Origin of the sequence: Nonomuraea sp. NPDC050310 (assembly GCF_040655795.1) — a bacterium.
Lineage (GTDB): Bacteria > Actinomycetota > Actinomycetes > Streptosporangiales > Streptosporangiaceae > Nonomuraea.
The window spans coordinates 148,530-158,771 of sequence record NZ_JBFAKP010000002.1; the positions used below are offsets into that span (position 1 = coordinate 148,530).

The 10,242-nt window shown below is 70.8% G+C and carries 13 protein-coding genes and 1 tRNA gene; 8 read left to right on the top strand and 6 right to left on the bottom strand.

Going from position 1 to position 10,242, the window contains the following annotated elements; genetic code table 11:
- Nucleotides 1-31 precede the first annotated feature (31 nt).
- On the top strand, nt 32-676 hold the full coding sequence (locus AB0I67_RS06800) for an FCD domain-containing protein (RefSeq protein WP_357918796.1): 645 nt from the start codon (nt 32-34) through the stop codon (nt 674-676).
- On the opposite strand, the gene AB0I67_RS06805 is transcribed toward AB0I67_RS06800, so the two are convergent.
- The gene (locus AB0I67_RS06805; protein ID WP_357918799.1) at nt 666-1,217 is read right to left on the bottom strand and encodes a TetR/AcrR family transcriptional regulator; all 552 of its coding nucleotides are present in this window, start codon (nt 1,215-1,217) and stop codon (nt 666-668) included. The two genes, AB0I67_RS06800 and AB0I67_RS06805, sit on opposite strands and share 11 nt — an antisense overlap.
- A gap of 82 nt (nt 1,218-1,299) precedes the next feature.
- Here AB0I67_RS06805 and AB0I67_RS06810 point away from each other — a divergent pair, with 82 nt between their 5' ends.
- From AB0I67_RS06810 to AB0I67_RS06825, 4 genes are all read left to right on the top strand, one after another.
- The gene (locus AB0I67_RS06810; RefSeq protein WP_357918802.1) at nt 1,300-1,929 is read left to right on the top strand and encodes an NAD(P)H-dependent oxidoreductase; all 630 of its coding nucleotides are present in this window, start codon (nt 1,300-1,302) and stop codon (nt 1,927-1,929) included.
- Nucleotides 1,926-2,240 (top strand): multidrug efflux SMR transporter, encoded by a 315-nt coding sequence (locus AB0I67_RS06815; protein WP_357918805.1) that lies wholly within the window; start codon nt 1,926-1,928, stop codon nt 2,238-2,240. The genes AB0I67_RS06810 and AB0I67_RS06815 overlap by 4 nt, the downstream gene beginning before the upstream one ends.
- 30 nt (nt 2,241-2,270) lie before the next feature.
- Complete coding sequence (locus tag AB0I67_RS06820) at nt 2,271-2,981, top strand: hypothetical protein (protein ID WP_357918808.1); 711 nt, start codon at nt 2,271-2,273, stop codon at nt 2,979-2,981.
- Nucleotides 2,982-3,103: 122 nt separating this feature from the next.
- On the top strand, nt 3,104-3,604 hold the full coding sequence (locus tag AB0I67_RS06825; protein WP_357918811.1) for a universal stress protein: 501 nt from the start codon (nt 3,104-3,106) through the stop codon (nt 3,602-3,604).
- 6 nt (nt 3,605-3,610) lie between these two features.
- Here the strand turns inward: AB0I67_RS06825 and AB0I67_RS06830 are convergent, their stop codons facing one another.
- The 5 genes from AB0I67_RS06830 to AB0I67_RS06850 form a co-directional block, all read right to left on the bottom strand.
- Nucleotides 3,611-4,774, bottom strand: coding sequence for a YibE/F family protein (locus tag AB0I67_RS06830; protein WP_357918814.1), 1,164 nt, complete (start codon nt 4,772-4,774; stop codon nt 3,611-3,613).
- Nucleotides 4,775-4,938: 164 nt separating this feature from the next.
- Nucleotides 4,939-7,140, bottom strand: a complete 2,202-nt coding sequence (locus tag AB0I67_RS06835) for a heavy metal translocating P-type ATPase (RefSeq protein ID WP_357918817.1) — start codon at nt 7,138-7,140, stop codon at nt 4,939-4,941.
- Nucleotides 7,141-7,176: 36 nt separating this feature from the next.
- Nucleotides 7,177-7,866 (bottom strand): hypothetical protein, encoded by a 690-nt coding sequence (locus AB0I67_RS06840; RefSeq protein ID WP_357918820.1) that lies wholly within the window; start codon nt 7,864-7,866, stop codon nt 7,177-7,179.
- A 305-nt stretch (nt 7,867-8,171) separates the two neighbouring features.
- Nucleotides 8,172-8,381 (bottom strand): copper ion binding protein, encoded by a 210-nt coding sequence (locus AB0I67_RS06845; protein WP_357918823.1) that lies wholly within the window; start codon nt 8,379-8,381, stop codon nt 8,172-8,174.
- A gap of 143 nt (nt 8,382-8,524) precedes the next feature.
- Nucleotides 8,525-8,752 carry a hypothetical protein gene (locus AB0I67_RS06850; RefSeq protein WP_357918826.1) on the bottom strand — a complete coding sequence of 76 codons (228 nt, stop codon included), beginning with the start codon at nt 8,750-8,752 and terminating at the stop codon, nt 8,525-8,527.
- 496 nt (nt 8,753-9,248) lie between these two features.
- On the opposite strand from AB0I67_RS06850, the gene AB0I67_RS06855 reads away from it, so the two are divergent.
- The 3 genes from AB0I67_RS06855 (at nt 9,249) to AB0I67_RS06865 (ending at nt 10,192) form a co-directional block, all read left to right on the top strand.
- The gene (locus tag AB0I67_RS06855) at nt 9,249-9,368 is read left to right on the top strand and encodes a DLW-39 family protein (RefSeq protein ID WP_357918829.1); all 120 of its coding nucleotides are present in this window, start codon (nt 9,249-9,251) and stop codon (nt 9,366-9,368) included.
- Between the two features lie 21 nt (nt 9,369-9,389).
- On the top strand, nt 9,390-10,103 hold the full coding sequence (locus AB0I67_RS06860; protein WP_357918832.1) for an HAD family hydrolase: 714 nt from the start codon (nt 9,390-9,392) through the stop codon (nt 10,101-10,103).
- 16 nt (nt 10,104-10,119) lie between these two features.
- Nucleotides 10,120-10,192 (top strand) — tRNA-Ala (locus AB0I67_RS06865).
- Nucleotides 10,193-10,242 lie beyond the last annotated feature (50 nt).

The window sequence follows — 10,242 nt, forward strand, 5'->3', positions numbered from 1 at the left end:
TCATCATGATGATTATGCGTATCCTAGCCAGATGAATCGTGCGGAGCGGGCGGCGGAGGTCCTGGCCGGGCTGTCCAGGGCGGCGGCCCCGGGCGAGCGGCTGGGCACCAAGGAGGAGCTGCGCCAGGCGTGCGGCGTCTCGGCCGGCACCTTCAACGAGGCGTTGCGCCTGCTCCAGGCCCGCGGCCTGGTCACCGTACGGCCCGGCCCCGGCGGCGGCCTGTTCGCCGCCGAGCAGTCGCCGATGGTCCGGCTGGGCACCACGATGCTCGCGCTCGACTCCGGCGCCTCCGAGGTCGCCGACGCCATCCGGGTGCGCGACGCGCTGGAGCCGCTGCTCTTCGAGGACGCGCTGTGGCACGGCTCCCCGGCCGACTTCGCCGAGCTGCGCGCCTGCCTGGAGACGATGAAGCGCGCGGCCGGCGCCACCGCGTTCGTCCGGGCGAACTGGGCGCTGCACGCGCGGATCGCGGAGATCAGCCCCAGCCCGCTGCTGCGCTCGCTCTACCTCAGCCTGCTCGACGTCATCGGCTCGCGCACGGTCTCGATGGCCGAACCCGAGCCTGGCTACCTGGCCGCCCGGCACCGCCTGCACGAGCGCCTGGTCGAGGCCCTGGAGCGCCGCGACCGGGAGGCCGTCGCCGCCCTGCTGGCCGAGCACGCGGTCAGCGGCTGATCACGGAGGCCAGCCGGCCGAGCGCGGCGGTGATCTGCGCCGGGCTGAGCCCCCGGTCCTGCCGCTGGTAGGTGTAGACGTCGGGCGCGAGCGGGGCCAGCAGCACGTCCACCAGCGCGTCCGGGTCGGGCGTCGCGGCGGCGACCAGCAGCGAGCGCACGTGCACCCGCCAGAACCCGTAGGCCCCGGTCTCGAACCGGGAGCGCCCGGTCTCGGCGCCCAGCACCAGGTGCGCGTGCGCCTCCAGCAGCTCCACCATCGCCGCGTAGAACGCGGCCAGCCGCTCGCGCGGCGGCGCCCCCGGCCCCAGCGGCGGCTCGCCGCGCAGGAGCCGCTCCTGCAGCGCGGCCTCGTGCGAGTCGAGCAATGCCGTGGCGATCGAGGCGCGGTCGGGGAAGCGCCGGTAGAGCGTCCCGCGCCCGACCCCGGCGGCTCGGGCGATGTCGTCCATGGTCACGTTGGGCGCGCCCTTGGCCGCGAACAGCTCGGCGGCGGCTTCCAGGATGCGGCCGCGGTTGCGCGCGGCGTCTGCTCTCTCCACCGCCCCAGCATATAACTGGACACTGTGTCCGCTTATCCGGTAGCGTATAAGCGGACACGATGTCCGGATATGGAGACCGATCATGAACCTCTTGCACCTCGACGCCAGCGCCCGCCGCGCCTCCCTCTCCCGCGAGCTGTCCGCCACCTGGGCCAAGCGCTGGCGGACCGAACACCCCGACGGCGGCTACCACTACCGCGACCTGGCCGCCGACCCCGTCCCGCACATCGGCGAGGCCTGGACCGAACTGTGCGACCACGTGATGGCCCACCGGATCACCGAGATCGCCAGGTACCGCGAAGCCGCCCGCACCCCCGCCCAGATCGAGGCATGGGACGTGCTGGAGCCGCTGCTGAACGAGCTGGTGTGGGCCGACGTGGTGCTGATCGGCACGCCGATGTACAACTACTCGATCCCCTCCTCGCTCAAGGCGTGGCTCGACCAGGTGACCTTCCCCCGCATGTCGCTGGCCGGCCGCCGCTTCGTGGTGACCAGCGCCCGCGGCGGCATCTACACCGGCGACGCCCCCAAGGCGCCCCTCGACCACCAGGAGCGCTACCTGCGCGACTTCTTCCACGGCCACTTCGCCGTGGACGACGTCACCTTCATCCACGCCGAACTGGCCAACGCCCGCATCGACCCCCTGCTGGCCCACCTGCGCGAGCAGCACGAGCAGTCGCTGGCCGCCGCCCGCCAGGAGGCCGGCCGATGAACTGGCTCGTGCTCCTGCTGGCCGGCCTGGTCGAGGTCGCCTGGTCGCAGAGCATCCGGCCGACCGAGAACTTCACCAAGCCCCTGCCGAGCGTGATCTCCATCGCGCTCATGATCGGCGCGGTGCTGCTGCTGTCCCGGGCGATGAACACCATCCCGGTCGGCACCGCCTACGCCGTCTTCACCGGCATCGGCGCGGTGGGCGCCATCGGGCTGGGCATCTGGCTCAACGACGACCCCGTCTCGATCGGGCGGATGGCCGCCCTGGCGCTCATCGTCGGCGGCATCGTGCTGGCCAAGGTGACCTCGTAACCGCCGGGGCGCGGCCCCATACTTACGCTGATGCCGAAGTACGCCGCCGCCGTCGCCCCCGTGATCGACGCCGCCCACATCGACGGGCACGCCGCCAGCCGCCCCCTGTCCGCCGAGGCCGTCCGCGCCTCCGGGCTCACCCCCGGCCTCCTCGTCGACCAGCGCTTCACCCTCCCGCTCCGGCCGCTGACCCGCGCCGGGCTGGCCGCCGTCTACCGGTACGGCACCGCCGCCGAGCGCGAGCCGGTGCTGCGCGCCCACCTCGACGAGGGCGCCCTGGAGGAGGAACCCGCCGGGACCTTCCGCGTGACGGCCAAGGGGCTGGCCTTCATCGAGCTGGTCTACCGGGCCAACGCCGAGGCCACCGCCACGCTCTGGGCCGGGCACGACGTGGCCACGCTGGCCGGGCTGGCGGGGCGGGTGCTGGAGGCCGCCCTCGACGACGCGGGACCGGCCTTGCGGGTGATGGCTCCGCCGTACGAGCCGGATCCGAGCCCGGGGCTGCTGCTGTTCAACCGGCTGGCCGCGTTGCGCTACCACCGGGCCGACGCGCACGCCGCCGCCTGGCAGGCGGCCGGGCTGACCGCCGCCCAGGTCACGGCCCTGCCGCCGGGCGAAACGCGTGAGCGGATCGAGCAGGAGACCAACCGGCGGGCGGCCGTGCCGTACCGCGTGCTCACCGAGACCGAGCGCGGTGCCTTTCTGGACGGGCTGCTGGCTCTGGTACGCCCGGCAAAGTGACTTCGCCGGTATCTCGCGATGCGGGCCGGATGAGAGCACAATTGACCGACATGACCGGGACCCCGGGCCGCCGGAGCCCGGGCCCCGCCTGGCTCGGGGCCGTCTAAGGAGGCAGTAGGGCCGTGGAGCTGCCCAGCCAGCCGCGGGTGATCGTCGGCGTCGACGACTCGCCCGCCTCGCGCTGGGCTCTGGCCTGGGCGATCGGCGACGCGCGGCTGCGCCGGATGGCCCTGGTGGCCGTGCACGTGAGCCGGGCGCCGGTGCATCCCTTCTCCGAGACGCTGCCGGTGCACCACGCCGCCCGCCAGGACGAGGAGGAGCGGGCCATCGAACTGGTCGAGCGCGCCTTCGAGGACGTCGCCGGCGGCGTGCCGTACGACGTGGAGACCGCCCTGATCAGCCGGCTCGGCGAGCCGGGCCACCACCTGGTCGACCTGGCTCGCGAGGGGGACCTGCTGGTCCTCGGGCGCAGCCGCCGCGGCGTGCTGGCCCGCATGCTGCTGCCCTCGACCAGCCTGTACTGCGCGCGGTACGCCAGGACCACGGTGATCATCGTCCAACCGCCGTCACCGCCCGACCAGGAACAGGTGTCCGCCGAGCGCACCCGCCGCTTCTGGCGCTGAGCGACCTCAGCCCCTGCGGTGCCTGGCCTGCCCGTTGGCCCGCGAAGTCGCCCACGCGCTCAGCAAGGTGGTGATGGGCACAGCGGCGATCAGCCCGAGAGTGCCGACGACGCTCCGCACGATCTCCTGCGCGATGGCCGGGTTGGCCAGCACGTCACCAAGTGGCTGCGCGGCCACGCTGATCAGGATGAGCAGAGGCAGCGAGGCGCCCGCGTAGGCGAGCACGATGGTGTTGATCACCGACGCGATGTGCGCCCGCCCGACCCGGGCGGCGGCCCGGTAGAGCGTCCCGAAGCCGTAGCCCGGATTGGCCCGCGCCAGCTCGGCCACGGTGGCCGCCTGGGTGACCGTGACGTCGTCGAGCACGCCCAGCGAGCCGATGATCACACTGGCCAGCAGCAGGCCCTCGGTGTTGATCTGGTAGCTCATGCCCAGGTAGAACGAGCTCTCGTCGGTCACCCCGGTCAGGTGCGCGAAACCGATCGAGGCGTAGGACAGCACGCCGGTGAGCGTCAGGCTGATCAGCGTGCCGAGGACGGCCATCGAGGTGCCGACGGTGAAACCGTGCGTCAGGTAGAGCACGGCCAGCATGATCGCCGCGGCGCCGACGATGGCCACCAGCAACGGCGGCTCGCCTTGCAGGATCCCCGGGATGATGAAGAGCAGCAGCAACACGAAGGTCACCGCCAGGCCGACCAGCGCGGTCACGCCCTTCCACCGGCCGAAGGCGACCACCGCGGCGGCGAAGGCCAGCCCGAAGATCCACAGCGCGCCGCTCCGGTCGTGGTCGGAGAGCTGGTAGAACTCGCCGGTGTTGATCGCGACGATCTCGTCCCCGGTCTGGAAGACCTGCGAACCCGGGCCGCTCGGCAGCAACGCGGTGATCTCGTCCTGCGCCTCGGTCCGGACCGTCGCCTCGCCGCAGGTCTTCGGATCGGGCTTGGGCTCGCCGGGCAGCGGATCCGAGCACGCCTTCAGGAAGATCGCGGTGATCGTGCCCTTCACCCGCTCCGGGCCGGGCTGCGGCTTGTCGGTCCGCTCACCCGGCCACAGCAGGATCAGCGAGACCAGCGTGGCCAGCGCCAGCGGGACGACGACCGCAAGCGTGGCGATCCGGGTGCCACGCGAGGCCGGAACCTCGGTGCCGTGCGTGTGGTGATTGCCGCCCATGTCTCCTAGGCCACTGTGCGCAGTAGCAGGCCCTGTTCGATGCCTGATGTCGGGATCGAACCGTACCCGAGGTCAGCCCCCGGCCGTGCCGGTTCGCCGGGCTACGGAAACACCACGGCCGCGGGGACCGGAGGTCCACCGCGGCCGCGTTCCGGGCTGTTCGCTTACTTGAAGCTGCGCAGGCGCAGGCTGTTGGTGACCACGAAGACGCTGGAGAAGGCCATAGCCGCTCCGGCGATCATCGGGTTCAGCAGGCCGAGCGCGGCCAGCGGCAGGGCGGCCACGTTGTAGGCGAAGGCCCAGAACAGGTTGCCCTTGATCGTGCTGAGCGTCCGGCGGGAGAGCCGGATGGCGTCGGCCGCCACCCGCAGGTCGCCACGGACCAGGGTGAGGTCGGCCGCCTCGATCGCCACGTCGGTGCCGGTGCCCATCGCCAGGCCGAGATCGGCCTGGGCGAGCGCGGCGGCGTCGTTGACGCCGTCACCCACCATCGCGACCGTCTTGCCCGCGTCCTGCAGCCGCTTGACCACGTCGACCTTGTCGGCCGGCAGGACCTCGGCGATGACGTCCTCGGGAGCGATGCCGACCTCGGCCGCGACCGTCCTGGCGACCGCCGCGTTGTCGCCGGTGAGCAGCACGGGGGTCAGGCCGAGCGCCTTGAGCTGCTCGATCGCCTCCTTGCTGGTCGGCTTGATGACGTCGGCCACCACGAGGATGGCCCGCGCCTTGCCGTCCCAGCCGACCGCGACGACCGTCCGGCCCTGGTCCTGCTCCTCCTCCAGCTTCGCCTTGAGCGCTACCGGAAGGTGCTGCGACCACTCGGCCAGCAACTGCGGCCGGCCCACGAGGACCGCGTGGCCGTCGACGATGCCCTGGACGCCGAGACCCTCGATGTTGGCGAAGTCCTCGACCGTGGCGGTGGACTCCGCCGCCCGGGCGATGGCCTGCGCGATCGGGTGCTCCGAGGCGTGCTCGAGAGCCCCGGCCAGCTTCAGGACCTCCTCGCGGCTCTCGCCGTCGGCGAGGTGGACGTCGGTGAGGGTCATCTTGCCCTCGGTGACGGTGCCGGTCTTGTCCAGGACGATGGTGTCGATCTTGCGGGTGGACTCCAGGACCTCCGGGCCCTTGATCAGGATGCCCAGCTGGGCGCCCCGCCCGGTGCCGACCAGCAACGCGGTGGGCGTGGCCAGGCCGAGGGCGCAGGGGCAGGCGATGATCAGTACGGCTACCGCCGCGGTGAAGGCGGCACTCGCGCCCTCGCCCGTGCCGAGCCAGAAGCCCAGCGTCGCCACGGCCAGGCCGATCACGATCGGGACGAAGACCCCCGAGATCCGGTCGGCCAGCCGCTGGACCTGCGCCTTGCCGGTCTGCGCCTGCTCGACCAGCTTGGCCATCTGGGAGAGCTGGGTGTCCTGGCCGACGCGCTCGGCCCGGATGATCAGACGGCCACCGGCGTTGACGGTCGCGCCGACGACCTTGTCGCCCTTGCGGACCTCCACCGGGACCGACTCGCCGGTCAGCATCGAGGCGTCGACCGCGCTCGTGCCCTCCTCGATCACGCCGTCGGTGGCGATCTTCTCGCCGGGGCGGACGACGAACCGGTCGCCCACCTGGAGCTGCTCGGCCGGGATGCGCCGGCCGTCGACCAGCTCGACCTCCTTGGCGCCCAGCTCCAGCAGGGCGCGGAGCGCCGCACCCGCCCGGCGCTTGGAGCGCGCCTCGAAGTAGCGTCCGGCCAGGATGAAGGCGGTCACGCCGGCGGCGGCCTCAAGATAGATGTTGGCCGAGCCGTCGGTGCGGGCGATGGTGAACTCGAACGGGTGCGTCATGCCGGGGACGCCTGCCGTACCGAAGAAGAGCGCCCACAACGACCAGCCGAACGCGGCCAGCGTGCCGATGCTCACCAGGGTGTCCATGGTGGCGGCGCCGTGGCGCAGGTTGGTCCAGGCGGCCTTGTGGAAGGGCCAGCCGGCGTAGACGACCACCGGGGCGGCCAGGGTCAGGCTCAGCCACTGCCAGTTGGTGAACTGCAGCGCCGGGACCATCGCCATCGCGATCACCGGCACGCTGAGGACCAGGCTGGTGACCAGGCGGTTGCGGAGCGGCCTGAGCTCGTCCTCCGGCTCCTCGTCGGCCGTCCCCTCCTGCTGCTTCGGCTTGGGGAGGGCGGCGGTGTACCCGGCCGACTCCACCGTGGCGATCAGCTTCTCGGGGTCCACGCCCTCGGGGAAGGTGACCTGCGCCTTCTCCGTGGCGTAGTTGACGGTCGCGGTCACGCCGTCCAGCTTGTTCAGCTTGCGCTCGATCCTGTTGGCGCAGGACGCGCAGGTCATGCCACCAATCGACAGCTCGATGGTGTCGGTCATCGCCTTCTCCTTCCCTGGCACTCTTCGCGCGTCCGGTTAGTGGCCGTGCTCTTCGTCGTCGTCGTGAGCGGTTTGAGCGGTCTGGGCCTTAGCTGTGAAATCTGCGGTATGCACGGTTTCGCCGTGCTTGAAGTCGAGGAACAGGCGGTAGTCGCCCGTGCTCGGCACCTCGGCGAAGAAGACGATCTCCGGCCCGGCCGCCTTGCTCTCCTCCGGATGCACGTGGAGGTAGGCCAGGTCACCGGCGCGCAGCGCCACCAGGTGGCCGTAGGCGCCCAGGTAGGGCTGCAGGTCGGTGACGGGCTTGCCGTCCTTGGTCACCCGCAGCGTCAGCTTGCTGGACCGGCCCGGGACCAGGTCCCCGTCGAGGGTCACAGTGTAGTCGCCGACCTTTGTCGTACGGCTGGCCGCGGGCAGCGGCTTGGCCTGGAACGCGCCCGAGGCGTACAGGTCGGCGCCCAGTGTCAGGCCGCTCTGGCCGGTCGGCTTGAAGTCGGCGAACGCGCGGTACACGCCCGCCTCCGGCAGGGTCAGCGGCACGCTCCACACCCCGCCGCCGGCCTCCTCCGGGTGCAGGTGCTGGAAGCTGCCCAGGTCGCGGGAGACCACGATGAAGTGCAGCTTCTTCTCGTGCTCGACGGCGTAGTCCGTGACCGGCTTTCCGTCCGGCCCCGTCACCGTGAAGCGGAAGTCGGTTGCCTTCCCCGGCTCCACCGTGTTCGTCATCGGCGTCAGCGTGTACCCGCCCTGCGAAATCTGCAGCCCTCCGGGGGTATCCCCCTTGGCCCCCTTGGCCGCCGTCGTCACCGCCTCATGCCCCCCGCCATGCCCTCCCTCTGTGGTCGTGGTCGTGGGCGTGGTTGTGCTCGTGGGCTGGGGCGTGCTCGCGGGCTTGGGAGCCGCATGTCCATGCTGTCCGCTCTTCGGCTCCGGCGCGGCCGTCACGTCCCCCACCGCGTTACCCCCGGCGAGGGCCGCCCCGAAGATGAGCGCTAGTCCAAGGCCGTACGCGCCGAGCTTGGCTGGAGTGTTCACTGGTTCACCACTTCGTATCCGGCTGCCTCGACCGCGGCCACGATCTGGTCGCGCTCGACGGGCGAGTCGCTGTCCACGGTCAGCAGGCCACTGGCCAGGTCCACCTCAACGGCGGTCACCCCGGCGACCTCGCCGACCTCTTCCTTGACCGAGCTCACGCAGTGGCCGCAGGTCATGCCCTTGACGGTGTAGGTGGCAGTGCTCATGTCCATCTCCTCGTTCCACTCTCTTTCTACCACAACACCATACCCCCCTATGGTATTTCTCAGAAAGAAATCCATACCCCTAGGGGGTATCGGTGTGCTCCGGAAGCTACCTAACCCCACAGGGGTATGTCAACCCGCTCCCCTCAGCCGTGCACCGCGACCCCGCCCTTCGACCGCGCAGCCCGATGCCGGTGCCGGCCCGACCCGCCCTCCCCCTGCATGGCGTTCGCATACAGCCGCAAACCCCCGAGCTGCAGAACCGCAAAATCCGAACCCGGCCGCGCCACCACAGCAATCCCCGACAGCTCGGTGTGGAACTCAACCGCCCGCTCAACGTCATGAACGAGATAACGAACCCCGGCAGCCTCCATAGACCCTCGCTGCCCTTACCGCCCGCCCCCACTCACCGCCCTGTGCCAAGCGCCAGCACCCCCGCGACAAGCGCCAGACAAGGCCCGCCGCACCCTGCAACCAGCGCCACCCACCCCGCACCAAACGCCATCACCCGCGCCAAGCGCCCCTACTCCGAACCCGAAGACCCACCACCCCGAACGCGAGGACCCACCACCCCGCAAACCGAGCCCGTCACCCCAAGGCCGCGCCCCACAACCCCCGCGACAAGACCCCCACCCCCGTCCAGCACCGGACACCCCACCCCGACCCCCGCGCCAGCCCCCAGGCCCCCCAGCCCCTCCCCACCAGCACCTACCGCAATGTCAAGCCCCCCTCACCAGCGCCTACCGGAAAAACCCGCACATCTGGTTCGCGGGCAACACCGGAAGCACCCCCATCCCTTGCTAGTCTGCTAAACGAACCGTCGTCCCGTCTCCGGCTAGGGCGGGACAGTCGAAGAATTGGGGTCACATCGTGAAGAAGCTGCTCGTCCTGGCCCTGCTCGCTCTCGGGGGCTTGCTGATCTGGCGCAAGGTTCAGGCCGACCGCGCCGAGCTCGACCTGTGGACCGAAGCGACCGGCAGCGAGAAGTAAGTCTCGCCCTTGAGCGAAGCCATGCCGATCAAGCTGGCCTGCCTGGATCTCGCCGGCACGACGATCGGTGACATCGCCACGGTGGAACGTGCTTTCTCCGAGGCGGTCGCCACCCAGGGCATCGTGCCCGGGACCGGCGCATATGCCCGTGCCATGGTGCACGTGCACCGGTCCCGGGGCTGCCCGAAGATCGAGGTGTTCCGAGGGATCTTCCCCGGCAACGAGGCCCAGGCGCAGGCGGCGAACCTGACGTTCGAACGCTCCTATGAGGGCACCATCGAACGCACAGGTCTCGTCCCCACGCCCGGCGTGATCGAGGTCCTCGACAAACTGCGTGGTGCGGGCATCTCCATCGCGCTCATCACCGGCTTCAGCCGGTCCACCCTGAGCCGTGTCCTCGGCGTGCTCGGCTGGGAAGACAAGATCGACCTGGCCATCTCGCCCGAAGACGCCGGCCGGGGCCGCCCTTGGCCCGACATGATCCTGCATGCCGTACTCCGCCTTGGCATCGAGGACGTCCGCCAGGTCGCCGTCGCGGGCGACGCCGAGAGCGACATGCTCTGCGGCCGCCGCTCAGGCGCCTCCATCGTCGCCGGCATCATGAACGGCGTCCACAGCCGTGAACGCCTCCTCAAGGGCGGCGCCACCCACGTCCTCGACTCCCTGGCCGATTTCCCCGATTTGATCTTGGCCGAGGAGCTGGGGGCGCAGCAGGTAGCCGCTTCCGTTCGGTAAGCTGTCTTTCGTTCGCGGGGCCTTAGCTCAGTTGGCAGAGCGCCTGCTTTGCAAGCAGGATGTCAGGAGTTCGAATCTCCTAGGCTCCACCTCGCTTCACCTGCAGAAAGCCCAGGTCAGACATGATCGTCTGCCCTGG

Coding starts and splice junctions, on each gene's coding strand:
- AB0I67_RS06840 (WP_357918820.1), bottom strand. CDS start 7,866: ATGACGAACACGGTGGAGCCGGGGAAGGCAACCGACTTCCGCTTCACG.
- AB0I67_RS06820 (WP_357918808.1), top strand. CDS start 2,271: ATGCCGAAGTACGCCGCCGCCGTCGCCCCCGTGATCGACGCCGCCCAC.
- AB0I67_RS06845 (WP_357918823.1), bottom strand. CDS start 8,381: ATGAGCACTGCCACCTACACCGTCAAGGGCATGACCTGCGGCCACTGC.
- AB0I67_RS06850 (WP_357918826.1), bottom strand. CDS start 8,752: ATGGAGGCTGCCGGGGTTCGTTATCTCGTTCATGACGTTGAGCGGGCG.
- AB0I67_RS06810 (WP_357918802.1), top strand. CDS start 1,300: ATGAACCTCTTGCACCTCGACGCCAGCGCCCGCCGCGCCTCCCTCTCC.
- AB0I67_RS06830 (WP_357918814.1), bottom strand. CDS start 4,774: ATGGGCGGCAATCACCACACGCACGGCACCGAGGTTCCGGCCTCGCGT.
- AB0I67_RS06860 (WP_357918832.1), top strand. CDS start 9,390: ATGCCGATCAAGCTGGCCTGCCTGGATCTCGCCGGCACGACGATCGGT.
- AB0I67_RS06800 (WP_357918796.1), top strand. CDS start 32: ATGAATCGTGCGGAGCGGGCGGCGGAGGTCCTGGCCGGGCTGTCCAGG.
- AB0I67_RS06835 (WP_357918817.1), bottom strand. CDS start 7,140: ATGACCGACACCATCGAGCTGTCGATTGGTGGCATGACCTGCGCGTCC.
- AB0I67_RS06815 (WP_357918805.1), top strand. CDS start 1,926: ATGAACTGGCTCGTGCTCCTGCTGGCCGGCCTGGTCGAGGTCGCCTGG.